The organism is Halobacterium salinarum DSM 3754, from assembly GCF_008124605.1.
GTDB classification, from domain to species: domain Archaea; phylum Halobacteriota; class Halobacteria; order Halobacteriales; family Halobacteriaceae; genus Halobacterium; species Halobacterium salinarum.
Map to the genome: position 1 here is coordinate 319,071 of NZ_VRYN01000001.1, position 21,362 is coordinate 340,432.

Below are 21,362 nucleotides of genomic sequence, written 5' to 3' on the forward strand. Positions count from 1 at the left end.
GTGAGTTGGCGTGATTTGAACCATCTAATTCAGAGGCTTATCAGTTGAAGACCCCATCAACATTCTTAGTTCGAGTAACACTGACCGATGGAATATTAGGAGGTCCGCCCCCGAGCCGTGAGCATGACTCTCGACCCCGTCCACTTCGACGGCATCGCGGCCCTCGCCGCGCACATCACACACGAGGTGGACGCCGAGGAGCACCGGGATCTCGCCGACGAAACGTTCCGAGAGTTCCTCGACCCGCTGTACGGCGACGACGGCCCCGTCCTCGAACCGCTGGACGACCTCGCGAAACACGCCGCCCCGATCGAGGACCTCGCGCTCCAGCCCGACGCCTTCGACACCGCCCACGGCCTCGACTCCGGCACGATCAACCCTCGGACGTTCACCAACGGCCTCGTTCTCGACCTCGCGCAGGCCGCGATGAGCGCGACCCCCTCGGAGTTGGACTGCCACCGCGCCCGCACCACCATCACCAGCGTCCACTCCAACGACGCCAGCGTCGACACGAGCACCGACTGGCAGACACACGACGAGGGCTACTGGCGGGGCCGCATCGTCCACACCACCCCGCTGGCCCGCGACCAGGAGCGCGTCGTCCACGGCCTGGCGCTCTACCTCGCGGAGAGCCATCACGCTCGCGAACACGCCCATCGCGTCGGGGACCTGCTGTTGCTCGACGGTCCCGTCTATCCCAAACAGCTCGTGAACTGGGCCGACCGCCACGCCAGCCTCGCGGACCTCGTCACGCAGAACGAACTCGTCGGCGAAGTGCTTGAGAACTACGTCCGGCTCGTCGAGGACTTCGCCGACCGGGGTGTCCCGCTGGCCGGCTTCGTGAAAAGCCCCGCGAGCCAGGCGCTCGTGCGCGCGCTCCGCGACCGCGGCCGCCCCACGCCGTGGGCCACCGACGCCGCGTTCTTCGGCCAGGTGCTTGAGCGCCGCGAGTTCGACGGGGACGACCACCACCGACGCACCGACGAGCTCACGTGGACGTGCTGGTTCACGTCCACGCTCGGCGCGGACGGCGTGTTCGCCGACGCCGACGCACTCGGCGTCGACCGCGAACTGAACGCCGCCTGTTACGAGGTGGCGTTTTTCGTCGTCTACGACCCCCGCACGGATCTCGTGCACAGGGTCGAGGTGCCCCGCGTGTTCGCCGACGACCCCGACTGCCGGGCGGCGGTCGAGCGCTACGTCACCAGCCAGGTCGCTGCCGAAGCCGGCCCCCCGAAACCAGTGGGGAAAGCCGACGAGCTCGCGCGCATCAGCAGCGACGAGAAACAGGAGCTCGTGCGCAAGCTCGAACGGGTCGTCGGCAGCCGCGAGGACCGGAACTACGACGACCACCGCTGGTAGCCGGCGGGCGGTTTTATACGGCCGGCCGGAGGACCGCCGAACGATGACCGACCGCGCAATCGAAGCACGCGCCCTCACGAAGCGGTACGGTGACACGACAGCCATCGAGCGGATAGATCTCGCGGTCCCCAGCGGCTCGGTGTACGGCTTCCTGGGGCCCAACGGGGCCGGGAAAACGACGACCATGCGGATGCTCACGACGCTCGTGGAACCGACCAGCGGCACCGCCACCGTCGCCGGCGTTGAGGTAACCGACCGAGCGTCGGTGGTTCCGAACATCGGCTACCTCCCCGAGGAGCCGCCGCTGCACGCCGAGCTCACGGCGCGCGAACAGCTCCGATACATCGCGGGGCTCCGGGATATCCCCGACCCCCGGGCCGAACAACGCATCACGGACCTCCTGGAGCGGTTCTCGCTGGGCGACGACGCCGACCGCCGCATCTCGACGTACTCCAAGGGGATGAAACAGAAAACCGGCATCATCCAGGCGATGCTCCACGACCCCGACGTGCTCTTCTTGGACGAACCCACTTCGGGACTCGACCCGCGCGCGGCGCGCACCGTCCGGGACACCATCGCGGATCTCACCGCCGGCGACGCCACCGTCTTCCTCTCGACGCACATCCTGCCGGTCGTCGACGACCTCGCGGACACCGTCGGCGTGCTCTACGACGGCAGCCTCGTCACCGAAGGCCCGCCGGACGCCCTCAAGCAGCGCGCCGAGGCCGGCGACGAGCGCACCCTCGAAGACGTGTTCCTCACCGTCACCGGCGGCATCGACGGGGCGGCGTAGATGCCCGGCGTTCCGAACACCCACCACGCCGCCCGCATCGCAGCCACCCAACTCCGCATCGGCTGGCGGAAACTCCGCGGGAAGAGCGTCACCCACCACTTCGCGGTCGGCCTCGCCGTCGTCGCCGTGACCGCCATGACCCCGGGGATCACCTGGGTGGTGTACGCCAATGCGCAGTCGGTTGTCGACGGGGCCAGTGCGATCGGCACCCTCGTGCCCGCGGGCATCGGCGTGGTCACCGTCGTGATGACCGCCTACCTCACCGTGCTCCAGATCGGTGACATCGATGTCCGTGACGGCTACCTCACCACCGTCCCCGCCCGCGACGTCGTGGGGGGGCTGCTGGCCGCGGGGTACGTCCGCGTCGCGGGCATGTTCGTGCCGCCGTTGCTCGTGGCCAGCGTCGGGCTTGCAGGCGGCGTGGGGCGGCCGCTGGCGCTCCTCTCCGCGCCGATCGCCGTGCTCGCGCTCACCACGACCGCGTACCTCGTCGGGTTCCCCATCGGCATGGTCATCGCGTACGCCCTCGGGCAGTCGGCGTTCGTCGACCGGTACAAGGGCGCGCTCGGTGCGGGGGCGTTCGTCGCGTACCTCGCGTTGCTGCTCACGGACTCCCTCTGGACCGTCGCCGGGCCGGTCATCGAGGCCGCGCGTGCGTCCCCAGTGGCGTGGTACACCGACCTCGCGCTGATCACGGTCCCAGGGGCCGACGCCAGCGCGCTCCGCGCCGGGGCTGTCCTCGCCGGATCGGTGGGTGTCGCCGCGCTCGGCGTGCTCGCAAGCGTTCGCGTCTCGGAGCGCCGCTGGTACGACGACGGCGCGCACGCCGACATCCGCACGACCGACTCCGCACGCGGCGGCCGCCTCGACGGCGTGCTCGGCCGCCCGGCGGCGTGGGTAGCACGCAAAAGCTGGCTGCGGGCGCGCCGCGCCCCGATCAAGCTCCTCTACGTCATCTACCCCGTGTTCGTGCTGTTCGGCCCCATTCAGAACAGCATCGCGGCGGGGCGGGTCACGGCCACGCTGCCCGCGACGCTCACCCTGTACGCCGCCTGGGCGACCGGCGCGCTGTTCGCCCTCAACCCGCTCGGCGACGAGGGCGCGGTTCTCCCGGTCACCGCCACCTCGGGCGTCGCCGGCCGTGAGGTCGTGGCCGGCCTGGTCGCCGCCAGCGCGCTCGTTGGCACCCCCGTCTCGATCGTGCTCGCGGTCGTGTTGGGCGTCCTCAGCCCCCTGTCGTCGGTCGCGGTCGCGTGCCTCGCCGTTGGCGGCGTCGTCCTCCCGGCGCTCGCCGCGACGGTCGCCGCCGGCGTCGGCGCGTCCTTCCCGAAGTACGAGGCCACAAGCATGACCCGCAGCCGGGAAGTCGTCGTCCCGTCGCTGTGGTCGTTCGGCGTCTACACGATCGTCTTCCTGCTGTCCGCGGGCATCGCCACCGGCGCTCAATCCCCCGCGGTCGGGAGCGTCCTCGGTAGCGTGCTCGGGGTCTCGACGGCGGTCGTCCACGTCGCCGGGCTCGCCGTCGGCCTGGCCGTCGCCGGTGCTTGCGCTGTCGTCGCCGGCCGCAACGCCGTCCGCGCCTTCGACGGCTACACCGCGGACGGCTGACCCGCGCTCAGAACTCGGCGTCGGCCTCGTGTTCCTGCACCACTGTCACGTCAACCGTCTCGGGGTCCACGCCGATGCGCGCGAACTGCGTGCGCACGTGCTCGCGGGCCGCCTCCAAGGCCGCGTCCCGCGTCTCGAACCCCCGGGGCATCGGCGACTCGAAGGCGACGTGCACGTCCTCGCCGTCGACGCGCTGGACCTGCCCGCCGCTGTCGACTTCGTAGAACTCGTCGCACACCCAGACGTAGGGTGCCGCCTCGTCGGGCGCTCCCTTGAACGACGGCGCGGTCTCCCCGCGCTCGTACAGCGTTCCCGTCAGGGCGGTTCCGCCCGCCGACCCACGAACCAGCAGCATGCCGGCGCTAGCACGGCGACACACAAAAGACCGCGGGCCACCGGGGGCTGAGCCGCGCGGGCAGGGGAAAGCGGTTAGTCCGTGCGCCGCCACGGCCCGTCCATGAGCGACCTCGGGGACTTCGCGGACCACGGCCGCGACGACGACGAGCGTGGTGGCGACGACGACCCCGCCCCAGCGGACGACGACTTCGACCGCCCGACACTCGAAGCCACCGGGAGCGACGACGGCCTCGGCGCGCTCGCCGTCTCGGAGGGGCTGCGCATCCACGAAGACGGCCAAGAGACGGCGTTGAAGGCGTACGTCACCGCCGGCAACCGGGCTGCGGTCCGGCTGGGAACCTACCTCGTCGCGCCCTATCCGGGCGGGGAGACGCTGTTCTGCAAGATCACGGGCCTCGAATACGTCCAGGCGTTCGAGAGCGACGACGCCACCGAGATCCACGCCCGGCGTGCGATGCGCTCGGACGGCGTCGACGAGGCGGACTACAAGTTCCTCGCTGAACTCGATCCGGTCGCCGTCCTCTCCGACGAGGGCGACGACATCACGCGCCGGATGCCCGACCGCGTCCCGAAACCCGAAACCGTGGTTCGGGCGGCCGACGACGCGGCCGAGATCAAGGCCGGGCTGAAAATCCCCGCCGACGGCGTGTTCCTCGGGCACCTCTCCGTCGGCGGGGAGAAGGTCCGGACGGCGGCCGACCCGCCGACCATCGACTACCGGGTGAAAGACGGCTACGAGGCGGGCGACCCGCTCGTGTTTCGTCACACCCTCATTGCGGGCGGCACGGGCTCCGGGAAGACCCACGCTGCGAAGAACGTGCTCCGGCAGTACCTCCACGAGGACCGCCGGTACCCCGTCGACTCCGGCGGCCCCGAACGCCGGATGGCGGTCGTCCAGTTCGACCCCCAAGACGAGTACGCCCAGATGCACGACGACAACCCCGACGCCGACGCCAGCGACCGGCGCCAGTGGGAGACACAGGGGCTGGCCTACGGCGGCCACGACGACACCGTCGCGTTCGTCCCGACGGTCGGCTCGGCGTCGTACGCCGCCGACCACCACGCCGCCGAACAGGTCGCGTTCACGGTGCCGTTCTCGATGGTGCGGGACAACCCCTGGCTGGTCGCCTCCAGCGGCCTCAACGACAACCAGTACGGCGCGCTTCACCTCCTGCTCGACCGCTTTTTCGGTCAGTACGGCGAGTCCGGCACCTACCGCGAGTTCTGTGCGTTCCTCGACGACCCCGCGCTGAAGGAGGAACTCGACGAGTCCGGGCGCGTCCACGAAGCCACCTACGAGGCCGTCCTGCGCCGGGTGAACGGCATGCCCAACGGCCTGTTCGACCAGGACGCGCGGTCCATCACGGCCCTCGTCGAGGACCGCGAGTTCGTGCAGCCGGGCCGCCTCTCGGTGGTGCCGACCTACCACATCAGCAACTCACGGGCCGCCGAAACGGTGGTGCTCGCGGTGTCCAGCCTGCTGGTCGATCAGAAGCTCTCGAACGACCCCCGGTACGACGCCATCAAGCGGACGCCGCTGCTGGTGGGGATGGACGAGGCGCACAACTTCCTCTCGGATGCCGACAGCGTACAGGCCCGGAAAGTGGTCGGGAAGTTCACCGAGGCCGCCAAGCAGGGCCGCAAGGAACGCCTGGGGCTGTTCCTCATCACCCAGGACCCCCAGGACATCGCTGGTCCCGTGTTCAAGCAGGTGAACACGACGGTCGTGTTGAACCTCGGCGACGAGGACGCGATCCAGGCGGTGAACATTCCGGCCACGTTGCAGTCGAAGGTGCCGTACATGAACACCGGGCAGATGGTGGTGTACTCGCCGGACAACTCCGAGCCCGTGGAGGTCCAGGGGCTGGCGACGTGCGTGACGCGCCACGGTCGCGACTGATAGGAACGAGCCTCGGTGTTTATGCGTTCGGCAGCTGAATCCCCATGCATGCCCCGAGTTTTGGTGCCGATCGATGGATCGCCGCAGGCGGAAACCGCGATCAATCACGCCCTCACGGAGTTCGATGACGCGACGATCACCGTGCTGAACGTCATCGACCCGATCGAGGCCGGATACACCTCGCAGGCGGCGGTACCAGGATACTCCGAGGAGTGGTTCGAGCAGTCGAAGGCCGCCGCCGAGGAGCTGTTCGCTGACGCGCAGGAGGCCGCCGACGAGTACGACACGACCCTGGAGACCGCCACGGAGGTCGGGCGGCCCAGTCGCACCATCGTCTCCTACGCCGAGGAAAACGACATCGACAAGATCGTGATGGGGAGCCACGGGCGCTCGGGCGTGACCCGGATCCTGCTTGGGAGTGTCGCCGAAAACGTCGTTCGGCGGTCGCCGATTCCGGTGACGATCGTCCGGTGACGCCGCGGCCGCCACGCCGAGGACCGCGGGCCCGCAGCTAGAAGATGTTGGCCTGCCGGTAGACCGAGATCCCCTCGTGGGTGATCTCGTAGGGTTTGGTCTCCCGGGAGTGGTTTGCGTCCCGGATCTTCTGAATCTCGACGGCCAGACGGGTTTCGCGGAAATCCTCCGGGCGGATGTAGCGCAACACCACGACGGCGTCAGTGAGGTACTCGATGACGCCGTACCGGGAGGCAAACGGGTTGTCCTCGCTGGCTTCGCTGGTGAGCATCGTGGTGACGCCCGCCTCCTTCAGCGCCGTGGTGAAGTCGTAGATCTCGGTGCGGCGCGTGGACTGGTCGTCGTACATCATCTCCAGCAGGGAGACCGAATCCAACACCAGCCGGCTGGCACCGAACTCCTCGACGAGCCGCGGGAGTTCGTTGCGGATGCTGGTGAGGGAGTTCGCCATCTCGATCGGGTCGATGTCCACGACCGCGAGGTTCCCGCGGTCGGCGTGCTCGGAGAACGCCCACCCCTTCTCGTCGGCGCTCTGAATGACCCGCCCCCGGGACTCTTCGAGCGTGATGAAGACCGCGCGCTCCCCGTTGGAGAGCGCCTCGTGGAGGAACTGCAGCCCGAACGTGGTTTTGCCGGTGCCGGCTTCGCCGACCGCAACCAGCAGCGAGCGCTCGGGGACGCCGCCCTGAACCATCTCGTCGAGCCCCTCGATGCCGACGTTGATGCGTGGGATGTCGGAGTCGAACTCCGGATCCTCGAAGTCGCCGCCGCCGCCGGGGGCGTCGGTGCCCTCGACGTCGAACCCGAACGTGCGCGTGCCGCCGCTGTTGTCGTCGGCCAGCCCGTCTGGGGGCTGTGCGGGCGTGCTGTCGGCACCGGCGAACGCGTCGGCGAAGTCGTCGTCGAAAAGCCCCTCCTCGCTGCCGGGGCCGTCGCCGCTGGGCGTGTCGTCTTCGGTCCCGAAGGCGGTCGCAAACGTCTCCGGGTCCGCCGAGTCGGCGTCCGCGGCGGTGCTGGGTTCGTCTCGGGCGCGCCCGATGTCGGCGTCCGCGGCGGTGCTGGGTTCGTCTCGGGCGCGCCCGATGTCGGCGTCCGGCGGTGCGTCGGCGTCCACGTCGCTTGCATCGTCGGTCTCGCTGGCGTCGTCGTCGTCGGCTGCGAACGCGGCTTCGAACCAATCGCCGTCGGACCCATCGTCGTCGTCGTCGTCGCTCCCGGCGGCGGTGTCGTCAGCCACAGTGTCGCCCCCGGGCCGTGCCCGAACGCACTGTCGGCGTCATGTTTCGGGCGAAGACGGGGAGGGAAAAGTAGTTTCCGCCGCCCGCGGGTTTTTCAAGTGCCGGCGTCCCAGGGAGACGTATGCACGTCGGCATCGTCGCCCAGCGCGGCAACGAGCGCGCAACCTCGCTTGCGGGGGAGATCCGCGAGCAACTGCGGGCGCTTGAGGTGACCGTCTGGGTTGACACGGCGACCGCGGAGGCGCTCGCCTGCGCGGGCGAGTGCGGGCGGGACACCACGGCGTTCACGGACTGCGATCTCGTGGTGTCGATCGGCGGTGACGGAACGTTTCTGTTCGCCGCGCGGGGCGCGGGGGCGACACCGATCCTCGGCGTCAACCTCGGTGAGGTCGGGTTCCTGAACGCGGTCGCGCCGGCCGACGCCGTCGAAGCGGTCCGAGAGGAGGTCAACCGCTACCGGGAGACGGGTGCGGTCCGATGCCGGGAGGTCCCCCGGGTCGTGGCGGCCGGCGACGGCTGGGCGAGCACGCCCGCGCTCAACGAGGTGGCGATCCAGGGCGAGCAGCGCGGCCACGGCCACGGCGTGGCCGTCGATGTGCGCGTCGACGGCTCCCAGTACGAGGCGACGCGCGCCGACGGCGTGCTCGTGGCGACGCCGACCGGCAGCACGGCGTACAACCTCAGCGAGGGCGGGCCGCTGGTGCAGCCCAGCGTGGACGCGCTCGTCGTCACGGAGATGTGTGGGGCTGACGCGCTCCCGCCGCTGGTGACCGGGCTGGACAGCGAGATCCGGATTCGCGTGGAGACACTCGACGACGGCGGCGAGGGGCGCGTCGTCGTGGCCAGCGACGGTGGGCGACTGACCCGCGTGGACCCGCCCGTGGAGATGACCGTGACGGCGGCCGACGAGCCGGCGCGAGTGGCCGGGCCGGCGGCGGATTTCTTCGAGGCGCTGAGCAAACTGGAGTGAGTGCCGGAACGGAAAGTGGTATTGAGCCTCCCGACGTACGCCCGGCCAATGAGTCAGCAGCTGCCGGACGTGCAGGCAACCGAGCCTGACGTATCAGTTGGCCTGAGCGAAGTCGGCGTCACGGGCGTGGAGAAACTCGTCGAGATCGCGCGCGAGGACGACCGCCCGATCGTGCTGATGGCGGAGTTCGAGGTGTACGTCGATCTGCCCCGGGGACGGAAGGGCATCGACATGAGTCGGAACATGCGCGTGATCGACGAAACGCTCGAAGACGCGGTTCGGGAGCCGATCTACCGCGTCGAGGAGATGTGTGGGGAGGTCGCCGAGCGGCTGCTTGAGAAACACGACTACACGACGACGGCGACCGTCGAGATGAACGCCGAGTTGATGCTGCGCGAGGAGACGCCGGCGTCTGACCTGCCGACCCAGGGCACCATCGACATCATCGCCTCGGCGACGGCCCAGGAGGACGCGCCCACCCGTGAGGAGATCGGCGCGCGCGTCGTCGGCATGACAGTGTGTCCCTGCAGCCAGCAGATGATGAGCGAGACCGCGCGCCGGAAACTCGCCGAGCTCGGCGTCGGCGAGGACGCCGTCCGGGAGTTCCTGCGCGACGTGCCGCAGGCGGGGCACAGCCAGCGCGGCCACGCCACGCTCACCGTCGAAGCCGGTGGCGATCCGGACGTGAACCTGATGGATCTCGTGTCGGTTGCGCGGGACTCGATGAGCGCGCGCATCTACAACACCGCAAAACGCCCCGACGAGGACCACATGACCTACGAGTCCCACGCGAACGCGAAGTTCGTCGAGGACTGCGTGCGGTCGATGGCCCGCGGCGTCGTCGAGGAGTTCGACCACCTCCCCGAGGACGCAGTCGTGACGATGAAGCAGTCCAACGACGAGTCCATCCACCAGCACAACGCCCACGCCGAGCGCGTCGCCGAGTTCGGGCAGCTCCGCGAGGAAGTCGGCAGCGGCGAGTAATCGGCGAGTCGGCCGGCAGCCAGTTCTACTTCGTCCGGTCGTCGGCCTCAGGTGAGTCGTTCGATGACGGACGCGGCCAGCGGGTACGACCACGGAGCCCCCATGGCTGCTCGCCACGTGGCGAAGGCCGCGAGGGGGATGGTCGCGACGACCGCCAGCAGCGCCACCACGACGAGCGCGACCGACCCGGTCTTGGCGGCCGCGTCGAGCGCCGGCGGGAACAGGGGCCCGGAGACTGTGTATCCGTAGAACTGGCCGTCCATCGCATAGAGGAAGCTCGGGACGGCCAAGACCGTCGCGAACGCGAGCACGGACAGCGACCAGTTCAGCGCGTTCCGGGCGTTCGCTCTCGTGAACGAGTGCTCGCTGGCCGCGAACACCACGGCGGCGACACCGCCGAACGCGAGGGCGGCGCCGGCGATGTCCGACGTCAGTACGTAGGCGCCAGCGGCGGCGGCGAGCGCGAGCACGTGGACGGAGACACCGGCGACGGAGCGGGCGGTGGCGTCGCCACCTGCAGCGGGTTCCGGCCCGGCAGCGGCGGTCCCGCGGGTGGCGGCATAGAAGCGCCGGCCGAGGTACGCGACGCCCACCAGAACGACGGCGGCAGTGGTGTTACTGGCCACCAGGTAGGCGGCAAGTGCTGCGAGTGCGCCACCGCCGACCCAGAGCCAGCGGGACGGCGACCACGGGTCCGCACTGGCGCGCGCGACACCGATGTCGACGTACAGCGCCGCGAAGAACACCGGCACGAGGAGCGTCTGCAGGACGACGAACAGAACGAAGCCGACGAGCGCGAACGGGCCCGCCGTGAAGATGTCCAGAGCCCAGTTGGCGCTGATCACGTCCAGGGCCAGCGAGAGCAGCGTGACAGCGGTGATGACGAACAGCGAGCGACTCGAACGCACGCGGGGAAGGTTCCCGCAGACTCCGATAAAACTTTCTTTGGAACACAGGGCGAGATAATCCGCCTCGGCGTGGCACCGGCCCGCGGGGTGTACCCGCCGACGGACTCAGCCGAGCGTCGTCGAATCGCCCCAACTCTCCTCGAAGGCGGCGCGGACGTCGGCGGCGAACTCGCGGTCCTGGAGGTCGATGGTGGCGAACGCTTCGCCGGGCTGGACGGGGTTCGAGACCTCAAGGCAGACTTCCGCGCCGTCGATGATGGTGACGTTGCCGTCGATGCTGTCGCCGATGCGGACCTCGTAGGTGGGGTCGTCGGCGAGCGCGTCGATGTATCGCTCGTTGACGTCGTGTGGCATGCAGTCCGCGAGGTCCGACGACAACAGCACCGAAACGTCGACGCCGCGCTCGACGGCGACCGCGAGCCGGTCGAACACCTGGCTGGATACGTCGTCGAGGTCGAACCCGGAGGCGGGCGTCCCCGAGACCAGCGTGATCGTGTCCTGGGCGGCGTCGATGCGCTCCAGCCACAGATCCAGCGCGGCCGCCGGGCCGAGTTCCGCCGTCCAGAAGCCGTCTTCGGGGGCTTTCGGGTGGTCGAGTTCGCGCGCCAGCGTGTCAACGACGTTCTCGTACTGGGTGGCTTTCTCCTGGAGCTCGCGCTTGCGGTCCTCAAGCAGTCTGTTGAGCGCCGTCTCGGGTTCGACGGCGACGTATTTCTTCGGCCGGCTGGCGGCCTGGCTGCGCACGAGGTGTTGGGATTCGATGCTGCCAAGCACGTCGTAGATGCGTCCCATCGGAACGCCGCTGGCCGACGACAACTCCTTGGCGGTTGCTGCGCCGATGCGCAACAGGGATCGGTAAGCGTTGGCCTCGTACTCCGAGAGCCCCAAGTCCCTCAAGTCGGACATGGTGCGTCAATTCAAGACACGCCGTGAAAAACGCTCCGACAGTTTATAATCGGCAGCACTTGCCGGGACTGGGCGGCGTATGCGGCGTCACGGCCTGGCGCGCCAGACAACGACGTACGGGAGATCACCGAGGAGTTCGTCAACGTCCGGGGCGGTGTCCGAGGGGGAGCCGGGCTCGTCGTGGGCCATCACGTAGCGGATCGGTCGCCAGCGACTTGAATCCCGCTCCAGAGGCCTATATAGCGGGCAAGAGACCGGAAACCGCCGGCGACCGCCGGGCGGCGGGATGGCTACTGCGCCGTGTCGGCAACGAGCGCCGCGAGCGCGCTCGGGGTGGCGACCGCGTCGGTGTCGCCGTCGGCAGTGTCGAGCCACGCGGTCCCCGGGTCGCCGTCCACACCGACGGCGACCACCTTCTCGTGGTCGGCCATGCGGAGCGCGGCCCGATGGAGCTCGCTGCCGGGGTCGTCGGCCACCCGGATCACCAGCGGGCGAGTGCTGAGGCGGGCGGCGGCGGTCGCGTACCCCGCAACTTGGACGCCCATGCGCTCGGCGGCCCCCGCGAACGCGGCGATGGCGTCCCGCGCGGCGTCCCGGTAGCGCGCCTCACCGGTGAGGTAGGAGAGGTCGACGAGCGCGTCCGCCATCGCGGCCGTGTCGTCGATGGGGCGCAGCGGCTCGTCGAGCAGCCCGGCACCCGTCTCGGGGCCGTCGACGAACGCGCCGGTGTCGTCCTGGAGGTCCGCGATCGCGCGGTCGGCGACCGCGCGTGCCGGCTCCAGGTACGCCGGATCCAACACTTGCCCCGCCGTCGTGAGCGCACCAGTGACGCGCGCGCGGTCGGCGAGCAGGCCCACGGGCGCGGCCGCTCCTGCGTAGTGTCGAACCGTGTCGTCCACGAGCAGTTCGTCGGCGATGTAGTCCAGGGTACGCTCGGCGTACCGGGTTGCACGGTCGTCGCCCGTGTACGCGGCAAGCGACAGCAACGCGTCGGCGGCCAGCGCGTTCCCGTCGGCGTACGCGGCGTCGTCGACGCCGCCGTCGGGGGTTTCGCCCGCGCCGAACGCCGCGCCCGTCCAGAGCGTTTCGGTGAGGTAGTCCAGGACGCCAGTGGCCGCCCCGCGGTACTCGTCGTCGCCGGTGGTGAGGTAGGCGTGCGCGAACGCCGCGAGCATGCCGGCGTTCACCGAGAGGGTGCGCTCCGTCTGGGGGTCCGACCAGTCGCGGCCGTGCGCGAACCGGAAACACCCGCCGTCGTCGCCCACGAGATGGCGGCGGATCGCGTCCAGGGTGCGCAGCGCGCGGTCCCGGTCGCGCTTCAGCGCGAACGACACCGTCTCGGGCAGGGGGAACTTCTCACTGGACCCCCAGCCGGCGTGCTCGCTGTCGTACTGGTCGGCGAGCTGGCCCGCGACCAGCCCCTCGATGTCGCCCGAAAGCGGCGCCGCCGGTGGCTCGCCACCGGACAGCGCGCGCGGCACGCTGCCCGCGTCCGCGCCCGCGTCGTCCCAGGTTTCGCGCACCCGCTGGAGGACCTGCCGGAAGCCATCCGGTTCGAGGAACGTCGCGCCCGCGATATGCTCGCCGTCGGGGGTGACGAACACCGTCGACGGGAACCCCCCCATGTTGTACCGCTCGCGCACTCTGGGGCGGCGGGCGGCGTTCACGCGCACCGGCACGAAGTCGTCGTTGATGTTCGCCGCGATCCGGGGTTCGGCGTACGTGCGCTGGGCCATCGCCCGGCAGGACTCGCTCCACGTGGCCACAACCGACACCAGCAGGGGCACGCCGCGCTCGCGGGCGTCCGCGAACGCATCACTCCCCCACTCGCGCCACTCCACGCGCGTTCGGTCGTCGCTGGCGTCGCTCATACGGCAGTACTCCGCGTCGCCACCGGGAAACGGTTTCGGACCGCCGAACGGCACCGGCGGGAGCAGAAAGGCTATCAGGCATGCCCGGCAACCCTCGGGCATGCCTCGCTTTCGGTCGGTATTTCTTGCGTTGCTGGTGGTGCCGCTCGTGGACGCCGTCTTTCTGGTGTTCGTGGCGGGTGAGCTCGGCTGGCAGCTGACCGTGGCGCTGGTGGTTCTGACTGCCCTGCTGGGGACGCTGTTCGTGCGGGCGGAGGGGCGTGCGACGCTGTCGCGGCTGCAAGCGTCGGTCGCGCGCGGCGACCCGCCGACGAACGAGCTCGTCGACGGCGGCCTGCTGATCGCGGCCGGTGCGTTCCTGCTCACGCCGGGCCTGGTGACCGACGCGCTTGGGTTCCTGATCGTGATCCCGGTCACGCGTGTGGCGTTCCGCTGGGGGGTCAAGCGGTACGTCACCCCGAAGCTCGACGCGAAAACCGGCGGGTTCGTCTCGGGCAACGTCTACACGTTCGGGTTCCCCGGGGGAGACGGCGGGGCCGGCGGCGACCCTCGATCCGGGTTCGGCGGCGGCGCGGGCGACGGCGACGACGACACCATCAACCTCGGCGACGACGCCTACGACGTCTCCTTCGAGGACGACGCTGACGGCGACCAGTGAGCCGTGGGACCGGCTGCCGTCGTCCGGTCGAAAGGAAACCCTTAATTGTACCACCGGACTACCTCGAAGTGCGCGGGTCAGTAGCTCAACTAGGTAGAGCGCCACTCTGATAAGGTGGAGGCTTGCGGTTCAAATCCGCACTGACCCACTAGCGGTTCGCGCGGCAGGGTTCTTCCGCCGGTGGTTCGAGTCCGTAGCGCTGTCGTTGGTGGCGTCATGCGGTGGGGTCCGCTGAACCCAGGGCTGCACAACTCGGTATCGCGTCCCGCTCGGGAGGTGTGGCCGCCGTCGGGGCGTGGGCACCGAACTGTTTTGACCGCGGGCGTCGATGGTCGTGGTATGAGTGACGGGGGCAACGAGTACGGGAGCGTGAGCGCGGTGGTGGACGAACTCCACGCACGGGCGGCGTCGCTGGCCGAGAACGGGGACGCGCTGGGCGTGGTGTTCCCGCCGTCGTTCATGCAGCGACACACGGACGCCGAGAGCTTCGAGGCGTTCATGGCGGCCAGCCAGTGGTCGGTGTCGTCGCGGGCGGAGTTCGCGGCGATCCCCGAAGCGGCGTTCGACGAGTACGTGGCCGCACGGACGTCGTTCAGTGATTTCGAGGCGATGCTGGGGCAGGCCGGCGAGGAGTGGATGGCGCGCCAACTCGGCGTGTGAACGGCGCGGCGTTTGCACGCGCTGCAACTGCGGCTGTGGGTTAACAACGGTCGGGGCGCCACGGTCTCGTGGGTTCCGCTCGGAGCCCGTGTCTCTGACCGCCCGGGGTGCCCAGTCCGTCAAGCGTGATCCCCCTGCCGACCCCGGTGCGGCTCCCCCTGTACGGAACGCACACAGTGCCATCGCGACCGGTCACGAACCGGGACATTCAGGCGGCTCGAGCCCGAACAGTGACGCGTGAACGACCACGTGAAACTCGCCGCAGTGCTTGCTGGTGGGGTTGTCCTCCCCGGGGTTGCGAGCTATCTGGTCGCGCAGTCCACCACGGGACTGGCCGACGAGGCGGTGTGGGCCGGCGGGTACGGATTGATGGTTCTGACGGTGTGGTACACGTGGATTCGCCCCCTCGATCTGTCCCGGACGGAGGGCGGAACGGAACCTTAAAGAGGATTTCGCGGCCAAATTCGTTCAAAGGATGGTGTTCACGCCCCTGCCGTTGGTCGACAACTTCCTACAGAACTACCACATCGGGCACGTGCTTGCGGTGTTGCTGATCGGCTCCGTGGTCGGAACGCTGCCGCTGGGCAGTCGGAAGATCGTCGCCATCAACACCACCCTGTTCGGGGTGTTGTTCCTGGCGACGCCGGAGTCGCTGCTCGGCGAGACGCCGTTCATGTTCCGGTTCGTCGGCATCGCGTTGCTCGTGATCGCGCCGATCCTCTTCGTGACGGCGCGCGAGTAACCGCCGAAACTACTCGGCGGCGTCAACCAGATCGTCGTAGCGAGCGCCGGTCTGTTTGAGCGTGCGCTTGCTGTACAGCCGCTCGTGTTCGAACGGGAGTTCGGTGGCTGCGAGTTCGTCTATTTTCTCGTCGACAGCGCTGCTTTCCCGACCGTGGATCATCGTGAAGAGGTTGTACTGCCAGTCCTGGTCGGGTCGCCGCGGCCGGTGGTAGCACAGCGTCACGTAGGGGAGTTCGCCGACGGCGACGCCGCGCTCGTCGAGTTCGTCGTCGGGGACGTCCCAGACGACCATGCAGTTGGCGTCGAACCCGGTGACGACGTGGTTGACGATGCAGCCGACGCGCTTGATGCAGCCGTCGGCCAGCAGGCGCTCGACGGCGTCGAGGACGGCGCTGACGTCCGCGTCGATGTCGGCGGCGATGTCCCGGTACGGCGTGGCGGACAGCGGGAACCCGTCCTGGATCGCAAGCAGGAGCTCGGCGTCGAGGGTGGCGAGGTCGCCGGTGGCGGTTTCGCTGATGCGTGTGGCGTCGACGGCGGTGTGGGCCAGTGACTCGCGGGCGAACCGGTCGGAGTTCACCACGGGGAACTCCAGGTCGATGTAGTAGTCCGTGAGCATCGGGAGGTTCAACACCGCACAGCCGGTGCGGTCGGCGATGTCCGCGAGGATGCTGTCGCGTGTCTCCCGGTCGCCGGCGGTCACGACGAACCACTGGTTGTAGCGGTGGGCGCGCTCGTAGTTGTGGTTCACTTGCTGGTAGCCGTTGATGACGTCGGCCACCTCGTCGAAGCGGTCGTCAGGCGCTGCGACCGCCGCCAGCGTCGAGGAGCCGATAACCGGCGGGTTCAGGACCGCGCCGAAGCGCCGGAAGACGCCGTCGTCACGGAGGCTGCGAACGCGGTCGAGGACGTCCGACGGGGTCGTATCGAGGTCGTCGGCCAGCGCCTCGAAGGGGCGTTCGCGGACCGGGAAGCCGCTCTGGTAGTCGTCGATCAGGCGTGCGTCGGTGTCGTCGATGTGGTCGCGCCAATCACCCGAAACCATCACGGGGAGCTACGACCGCCCGCGGTTACTGTGTACCGGTTCCGGTCGGGCGTACCACGATCTGGGAGGAAGTGCGTGGATTTACCCCGGTGTACGCCCAACCGGCGTGTATGGCAGACGAGTACGGCGAGTGGCCGCTGAAGCGCCTGAACACCGAAGTCGTTGCGTCCGGGCCGAAATCCGCGGGGGACATGGACCGCGAGCAGGCCCGCGAGGCGTTCCAGCGCATTCTGGACCTGAAACCGGATCAGACAACGCTCGGCGCGTTCTGGCTGGCGAACCGCTGGAAGAAAAACAACCCCGAGGAGCTCGGCGCGTACGTCGACGTGATGTACGAGGAGAGCCGGCACACGGCGGCCCCGGACGCGGACCCCGTGGACTGCGGGGCGAACTACGACGGGAAGGCGCGGTCGGCGGTGCTCGGCGTTGCTGCGGGCATCGTCGCCGCCGCCGCCGGAACGCCGATCGTCGTGCATTCCGGGGATCACGTCCCCTCGCAGAAGGAGGTCGCGTACAAGCACGTCCTGGACGCGCTGGGCGTGCGCACCGAGCTCACGCCGGAGGCGTCGGCGCGGATGGTCGACGAGCACGGCTTCGGGTTCTACTACCAGCCGGCGTTCAACCCGACCGTGGACGCCCTGTGGGATCGCCGGGATAAGATGGGCGTACGGACGTTCGTCAACACCGTCGAGACGCTTGCCAACCCCGCCGACGCGGCCGTCCACCTGGGGTCGTTCTACCACCTGGCGTTCGCCGAGAAGATGGTCGAAACCGTCCGGGAGAGCGAGCACGCCGGCTTCGAGCGCGTGCTCATGTTCCAGGGGCTTGAGGGGTACGACGACGTCCGCCCGGGGTCGACGACCGTCGCCGAGTGGGACGCCGGCAGCGACCTCGCGGATTTCACCATCGAAACCCCCGAGTACGGCATGGACTTCGAGACCGAGGACCTCCACGTCGAGGACGTGGCCGCCGATTCGGCGACGATCACCAAGGACGTGCTGTCCGGCGAGCGCACCGACCAGTTCCACGACGCCGTGCTGGTGAACGCCGCGCTGCGGCTGTACGCGCGCACCGACGTCGACACGCTCGACGAGGGCATCGAGGCCGCCGAGCGTGTCATTTCCGACGGCACCGCGGAGGCGCTGTTGGCCGACCTGCGGGCGTTCTGAGCGCCGCCACGCGGCGGCGGTCGAGTCGGGAGGGTTTTTCATGCGGCGCGCCGACTGTCGAAACACGATGCCAGTCGACGCCACGGTTCACACGAGCGAGGGCGAATTCGACATCGAACTGTACGACGAGCGGGCCCCCCGCACCGTCGAGAACTTCCTGAACCTCGCGCGCCACGAGCCCGCGGCGGACGCCGACCCGGCGCCGGACACCGTCACCTGGGAGGACCCCGAGAGCGGCGAGATCCGCGGGGATTCGCTGTACGCGGGGGTTTCGTTCCACCGCATCATCGAGGGGTTCATGATTCAGGGCGGCGACCCGACCGGCACCGGCCGGGGCGGCCCCGGCTACGAGTTCGCCGACGAGTTCCACGACGACCTCACCCACGACGGCCCCGGCGTGCTCTCGATGGCGAACTCCGGGCCGGACACGAACGGCAGCCAGTTTTTCATCACCCTGGACGCCCAACCGCACCTCGATGGCCGCCACGCGGTGTTCGGGGCGGTCACTGACGGCATGGACGTCGTCGAAACCATCGGCGATGTCGAGACCGACGCCAACGACGCGCCGGCGTCCGAGATCACCATCGACCGCGTCGAGATCCACGAGTAGACCGCCGACCGAAAGCCGAAAGACCGGTCACGCCCAAGTGTGACCCATGAGCGACGCCGACACCGCGCCGGACCCGAGCGACATCGGCGAAACCGACGCGCCGCCGATCGAGGACGCGCCGTACAAGATCATCTTCGAGGCGAACAAATGCTTCGGGGCGGGGAAATGCGCCGCTGTGTCGGCCAACTGGGAGATGGACATCGGCACCGGGCTGGCCGACCCGGTGGCGTACTTCTTCGACGAGGACGACCTCCAGCACAACATCGACGCCGCCGACGCCTGCCCCGCGAAGAAAGGCGACGGCGTCATTCACGTCGTCGACCGCCGCAGCGACGAGGAGATCGCGCCCGACCCCAGCGGGGACGGCAGCCTGTCCGTCGACTGGTAGCGGCGGACGCGGGCAGCGCCGTGCTCGCGCCGCCGCGTGACCGTAACCCACTTCTCCGCGCCCCCACACTACGGAGATGCGAGGGTGGCCGAGCGGCCAAAGGCGGCGGGCTTAAGACCCGCTCCCGTAGGGGTTCGTGGGTTCGAATCCCACCTCTCGCACTCGTTTTGCGAGCGCTGCCGGCGGCGAGCGCCCCAGCCTTCATCGGGGAGCGCTGCGACGGTGCCGACATGTGGAGCACGGAGCCCGAGGACGTGGTCGACCGCCAGATCGCGGCGTACAACGACGGTGACGTGGCGTCGTTCGCCGCGGAGTTCGACGACGACGCCGTCGTGACGACGTTCGACGCACTGGACGGCGACGGCGACCCGATCGCGGTGGGGACGGCGGCGATCGAGGCGGCGTACGGTGAGCAGTTCGCCGAGGCGGCCCCGGAGATCAGCGTCGTGGACCGGGTGAGCTGCGGGTCGTACGTCGTCGACCACGAACACATCACGAACACGGACGGCGGGGAGCGCGATGCGCTGTGCGTCTACACGGTCGTCGAGGGGCTGATCCAGCGGCTGTGGCTCGCCTACGAGTAGCGTCAGGGGATGGTGTCGATGAATCGGTCGGGGTCCTCGTGGAAGATGTCACCCACCACGACCGCGTCGGCACCGGCGTCGAGGATCGCCCGGGTTTGGGTGCCGTTCTGGATGCCGCCGCCGTAGAGCAGCGTGGTGTCTTCGAGGTACTGGGCTGCGGCCTCGACGTCCGCGGGGCCGCCGTAGGTGCCGGAGTATTCGACGTAGAACACGGGGAAGTCGAAAAACGACTCCGTGGCGAGGGCCGCGCCGGCGACCTGCTCGGGCGTGTAGAGGGTGTCGACGCCGGACTCGGCGGCGGCCTTCGAGTCGAGGTTCTGGACCACGTATCCCTCCGCGAGCACGGCGTCGGTGAGGTCGGTGACCGCGTCTCGGCCCTTGGACTCGACGATGTCGCCGACCAGCGGGAGGTTCGCCCCGGTGAGCTGCGCTGGCTTGCGGGCGGCCTGCGTGAAGAAGTCGACGTGTTTGTCGACGAAGTTCGCGGAATCGCCGTTGTAGACGGCTGGAACGGCGACGTTGTCGACGGCTTCGATGGTGTCTTTGGAGACGTGGCTGCCGCTGTAGGGCTCCTGCCACACCGGGATGTCGGGGGCTTCGGTGGCGATGCGTTCGATCGTCGCGAGCGTGTTCGACTCCGTGACGCCGTCGGAGCCGCCGACGATCACGAGATCCGTGTGCCCGAGCACGGACGCGTCGTCGGGCAGCGGATCCGCGGGGTCGACTTTCGTGATGTGGGTGACTGACCCCCAGTCGATGGTCATTACCGCGGGTTTGCTGGGGCGTGGGCTTCAGTCCTCCGACCGCGGGGTTGTCACGCGACCAGCAGCCACGCGAGCGCGACCGCGAGCCCGGCACCCAGGAGGTTGCCGAGGGCGTGGCCGGCGGCCGCCACCGGGCGGTCGGCGTCGACGAGCGCGACCACGTCGACGCTGAACGACGCGAACGTGGTGAACGCGCCACACGCGCCCGTGCCGAACAACAGCATGGTGTCGGCGTCGGCCGCGGCGAACGTGAGCGCGGCGAGCACGAACGACCCGACGACGTTCACCACGAGCGTGCCCGCGGGGTACTCCGTGGTGGGCGTGGCGGCGACGACGCGCCACCGGAGCACCGCGCCGAGCGCGCCGCCGGCGGCGACGAGCACCGCCGGCGGAGCCACCGCGCCGGTCATCGCCGATCACCCCGCGCTGTGGCGGCGATTGCGCGCCCAACGAGCACGCCCGCGAACCCGAGGGCGTATGTCGTGGCGACGTTCGCGGCCATCCAGCGCGGCGCGAGGCCTGCGGTCTGGACGGCGAACGTGCTGTACGTCGTGAACGCCGACAGGCAGCCGGTCCCAAGCAGCGTGTGGGCGTCGGCGGAAAGCACGCTGTCGGTGGCGGCGGCCTCGTAGGCCAGCGCGCCGAGCGCGAGGCTCCCGGCGGCGTTCGCGGCAAGCGTACCCAGCGGGCCGGCGATCGCCTGCGCGACGGTGTATCGGAGCACTGCGCCGACGGCCCCGCCAACGGCGACGAGCGCTGTCGACCGCGCGTCGATCCGGAGTGGGATCCCCATCGTGGTCCGATTGCGGGTGGGCGCGCGTGTAGCTGTCGAAGCACCGCGCCGCCAGCGCAACGTCCAAACGGCCCGGCACCGTAGGGGCGGCCAATGGACGAGATCGCCGGTGAGTTCGAGTCTCACGGTCGGTTCCGGGCGGTGGCGGAGAGATCGTTTGCGCCGACGACGAACGACTGGGAGGCGGTGGTTGCCGTGGAGCCGCCGGGCGTCGAGATCGCGGTCGTGGTGCCGACGCTGGACGCGGCGACAACCGAGCAGGTCGCGGACGTGGTCAGCGACGGCTGGTACGAGACCTTCGAGCGCCGCGTGCGGGACGCTGACAGCGTCACGCGCGCCGAGGACGTGTCGGTGTCGGCGGTCACGCGGGCGGGCGGCGAGATCACGGTGACGTTGACGATGGCACCGCGCTCCGGGATGGCCGCCGACGACGCGCTGGCGCTGGTGAACTACGTGGAAGGAACGTGGTTCCAGGGGATCGTGCCGGGCTACGACTACATCGAGGCGGTGCGGGCGATGCGCGAGCAGGCCGCCCAGAACGCGCAGGAAGCCGGCGGAACGCCGCTGTAGATGGGG

Annotated in this window: 25 protein-coding genes and 2 tRNA genes; 18 read left to right on the forward strand and 9 right to left on the reverse strand. The window is 69.5% G+C overall.

The annotated features are described in order from the left end of the window. Positions 1 to 123 precede the first annotated feature (123 nt). Genes APQ99_RS01710 through APQ99_RS01720 form a run of 3 tightly spaced genes read left to right on the forward strand, consistent with a single transcriptional unit; the run spans position 124 to position 3,763 of the window. The gene (locus APQ99_RS01710; protein WP_010903386.1) at positions 124 to 1,362 is read left to right on the forward strand and encodes a DNA double-strand break repair nuclease NurA; all 1,239 of its coding nucleotides are present in this window, start codon (positions 124 to 126) and stop codon (positions 1,360 to 1,362) included. Between the two features lie 43 nt (positions 1,363 to 1,405). After that, positions 1,406 to 2,155 carry an ABC transporter ATP-binding protein gene (locus tag APQ99_RS01715; protein WP_010903387.1) on the forward strand — a complete coding sequence of 250 codons (750 nt, stop codon included), beginning with the start codon at positions 1,406 to 1,408 and terminating at the stop codon, positions 2,153 to 2,155. Then, positions 2,156 to 3,763 (forward strand): hypothetical protein, encoded by a 1,608-nt coding sequence (locus APQ99_RS01720; RefSeq protein WP_010903388.1) that lies wholly within the window; start codon positions 2,156 to 2,158, stop codon positions 3,761 to 3,763. Positions 3,764 to 3,770: 7 nt separating this feature from the next. Here APQ99_RS01720 and APQ99_RS01725 read toward each other — a convergent pair whose 3' ends face one another. Next, positions 3,771 to 4,118 (reverse strand): DUF7113 family protein, encoded by a 348-nt coding sequence (locus APQ99_RS01725; RefSeq protein ID WP_010903389.1) that lies wholly within the window; start codon positions 4,116 to 4,118, stop codon positions 3,771 to 3,773. A gap of 102 nt (positions 4,119 to 4,220) precedes the next feature. On the opposite strand from APQ99_RS01725, the gene APQ99_RS01730 reads away from it, so the two are divergent. Both APQ99_RS01730 and APQ99_RS01735 read left to right on the forward strand, forming a co-directional pair. Beyond that, positions 4,221 to 6,020: an ATP-binding protein gene (locus APQ99_RS01730; RefSeq protein WP_010903390.1), complete on the forward strand. Its 1,800-nt coding sequence runs from the start codon at positions 4,221 to 4,223 to the stop codon at positions 6,018 to 6,020. A gap of 48 nt (positions 6,021 to 6,068) precedes the next feature. Further along, positions 6,069 to 6,494: a universal stress protein gene (locus tag APQ99_RS01735; RefSeq protein WP_012289398.1), complete on the forward strand. Its 426-nt coding sequence runs from the start codon at positions 6,069 to 6,071 to the stop codon at positions 6,492 to 6,494. 37 nt (positions 6,495 to 6,531) lie between these two features. Here the strand turns inward: APQ99_RS01735 and APQ99_RS01740 are convergent, their stop codons facing one another. Beyond that, complete coding sequence (locus tag APQ99_RS01740) at positions 6,532 to 7,731, reverse strand: KaiC domain-containing protein (protein ID WP_049892523.1); 1,200 nt, start codon at positions 7,729 to 7,731, stop codon at positions 6,532 to 6,534. A 122-nt stretch (positions 7,732 to 7,853) separates the two neighbouring features. On the opposite strand from APQ99_RS01740, the gene APQ99_RS01745 reads away from it, so the two are divergent. Beyond that, positions 7,854 to 8,702 (forward strand): NAD(+)/NADH kinase, encoded by an 849-nt coding sequence (locus tag APQ99_RS01745; protein ID WP_010903393.1) that lies wholly within the window; start codon positions 7,854 to 7,856, stop codon positions 8,700 to 8,702. 48 nt (positions 8,703 to 8,750) lie between these two features. After that, a complete protein-coding gene (mptA, locus tag APQ99_RS01750; RefSeq protein ID WP_010903394.1) occupies positions 8,751 to 9,686 on the forward strand; it encodes a GTP cyclohydrolase MptA in 936 nt (311 codons plus the stop codon). Between the two features lie 47 nt (positions 9,687 to 9,733). Here mptA and APQ99_RS01755 read toward each other — a convergent pair whose 3' ends face one another. From APQ99_RS01755 to APQ99_RS01765, 3 genes are all read right to left on the reverse strand, one after another. Further along, complete coding sequence (locus APQ99_RS01755) at positions 9,734 to 10,594, reverse strand: DUF4870 domain-containing protein (protein WP_012289400.1); 861 nt, start codon at positions 10,592 to 10,594, stop codon at positions 9,734 to 9,736. 105 nt (positions 10,595 to 10,699) lie between these two features. Further along, positions 10,700 to 11,500 (reverse strand): TrmB family transcriptional regulator, encoded by an 801-nt coding sequence (locus tag APQ99_RS01760; RefSeq protein WP_010903396.1) that lies wholly within the window; start codon positions 11,498 to 11,500, stop codon positions 10,700 to 10,702. Between the two features lie 290 nt (positions 11,501 to 11,790). Next, a complete protein-coding gene (locus tag APQ99_RS01765; protein ID WP_012289401.1) occupies positions 11,791 to 13,371 on the reverse strand; it encodes a DUF255 domain-containing protein in 1,581 nt (526 codons plus the stop codon). 100 nt (positions 13,372 to 13,471) lie between these two features. Here APQ99_RS01765 and APQ99_RS01770 point away from each other — a divergent pair, with 100 nt between their 5' ends. The 5 genes from APQ99_RS01770 to APQ99_RS01790 all read left to right on the forward strand — a co-directional run bounded on the left by APQ99_RS01770 (position 13,472) and on the right by APQ99_RS01790 (position 15,431). Further along, entirely contained in the window at positions 13,472 to 14,029 is a 558-nt protein-coding gene (locus tag APQ99_RS01770; protein ID WP_010903399.1) for an FxsA family protein, read from the forward strand. A gap of 74 nt (positions 14,030 to 14,103) precedes the next feature. Next, positions 14,104 to 14,177, forward strand: a tRNA-Ile gene (locus APQ99_RS01775). A gap of 191 nt (positions 14,178 to 14,368) precedes the next feature. Beyond that, positions 14,369 to 14,689, forward strand: a complete 321-nt coding sequence (locus tag APQ99_RS01780) for a hypothetical protein (RefSeq protein WP_227970882.1) — start codon at positions 14,369 to 14,371, stop codon at positions 14,687 to 14,689. Between the two features lie 237 nt (positions 14,690 to 14,926). Then, positions 14,927 to 15,133, forward strand: a complete 207-nt coding sequence (locus APQ99_RS01785) for a hypothetical protein (protein WP_012289403.1) — start codon at positions 14,927 to 14,929, stop codon at positions 15,131 to 15,133. Between the two features lie 31 nt (positions 15,134 to 15,164). Continuing rightward, positions 15,165 to 15,431, forward strand: coding sequence for a hypothetical protein (locus tag APQ99_RS01790; protein ID WP_010903401.1), 267 nt, complete (start codon positions 15,165 to 15,167; stop codon positions 15,429 to 15,431). A gap of 9 nt (positions 15,432 to 15,440) precedes the next feature. Here the strand turns inward: APQ99_RS01790 and ahbB are convergent, their stop codons facing one another. Then, positions 15,441 to 16,478 (reverse strand): siroheme decarboxylase subunit beta, encoded by a 1,038-nt coding sequence (gene ahbB / locus APQ99_RS01795; protein ID WP_010903402.1) that lies wholly within the window; start codon positions 16,476 to 16,478, stop codon positions 15,441 to 15,443. 110 nt (positions 16,479 to 16,588) lie between these two features. Between ahbB and APQ99_RS01800 the strand changes: the two genes are divergently transcribed. The 5 genes from APQ99_RS01800 to APQ99_RS01820 all read left to right on the forward strand — a co-directional run bounded on the left by APQ99_RS01800 (position 16,589) and on the right by APQ99_RS01820 (position 19,229). Continuing rightward, complete coding sequence (locus APQ99_RS01800; protein ID WP_010903403.1) at positions 16,589 to 17,647, forward strand: anthranilate phosphoribosyltransferase; 1,059 nt, start codon at positions 16,589 to 16,591, stop codon at positions 17,645 to 17,647. Between the two features lie 67 nt (positions 17,648 to 17,714). Beyond that, positions 17,715 to 18,257, forward strand: a complete 543-nt coding sequence (locus APQ99_RS01805) for a peptidylprolyl isomerase (RefSeq protein WP_012289404.1) — start codon at positions 17,715 to 17,717, stop codon at positions 18,255 to 18,257. 46 nt (positions 18,258 to 18,303) lie between these two features. Further along, the gene (locus APQ99_RS01810; protein WP_010903405.1) at positions 18,304 to 18,645 is read left to right on the forward strand and encodes a ferredoxin; all 342 of its coding nucleotides are present in this window, start codon (positions 18,304 to 18,306) and stop codon (positions 18,643 to 18,645) included. Between the two features lie 78 nt (positions 18,646 to 18,723). Beyond that, positions 18,724 to 18,806, forward strand: a tRNA-Leu gene (locus tag APQ99_RS01815). Between the two features lie 69 nt (positions 18,807 to 18,875). Further along, positions 18,876 to 19,229 carry a nuclear transport factor 2 family protein gene (locus APQ99_RS01820; RefSeq protein ID WP_010903406.1) on the forward strand — a complete coding sequence of 118 codons (354 nt, stop codon included), beginning with the start codon at positions 18,876 to 18,878 and terminating at the stop codon, positions 19,227 to 19,229. 2 nt (positions 19,230 to 19,231) lie between these two features. Here the strand turns inward: APQ99_RS01820 and APQ99_RS01825 are convergent, their stop codons facing one another. From APQ99_RS01825 to APQ99_RS01835, 3 genes are read right to left on the reverse strand one after another with little or no spacing between them, the layout of a single operon-like run. Next, positions 19,232 to 19,993 (reverse strand): geranylgeranylglyceryl/heptaprenylglyceryl phosphate synthase, encoded by a 762-nt coding sequence (locus tag APQ99_RS01825; RefSeq protein WP_010903407.1) that lies wholly within the window; start codon positions 19,991 to 19,993, stop codon positions 19,232 to 19,234. A gap of 50 nt (positions 19,994 to 20,043) precedes the next feature. Further along, positions 20,044 to 20,403: a fluoride efflux transporter FluC gene (locus APQ99_RS01830; RefSeq protein ID WP_010903408.1), complete on the reverse strand. Its 360-nt coding sequence runs from the start codon at positions 20,401 to 20,403 to the stop codon at positions 20,044 to 20,046. Next, positions 20,400 to 20,786 carry a fluoride efflux transporter FluC gene (locus APQ99_RS01835; RefSeq protein ID WP_010903409.1) on the reverse strand — a complete coding sequence of 129 codons (387 nt, stop codon included), beginning with the start codon at positions 20,784 to 20,786 and terminating at the stop codon, positions 20,400 to 20,402. The genes APQ99_RS01830 and APQ99_RS01835 overlap by 4 nt, the downstream gene beginning before the upstream one ends. 93 nt (positions 20,787 to 20,879) lie before the next feature. Between APQ99_RS01835 and APQ99_RS01840 the strand changes: the two genes are divergently transcribed. Beyond that, the gene (locus APQ99_RS01840) at positions 20,880 to 21,356 is read left to right on the forward strand and encodes a DUF5813 family protein (protein WP_010903410.1); all 477 of its coding nucleotides are present in this window, start codon (positions 20,880 to 20,882) and stop codon (positions 21,354 to 21,356) included. The last annotated feature ends 6 nt before the right edge of the window (positions 21,357 to 21,362 follow it).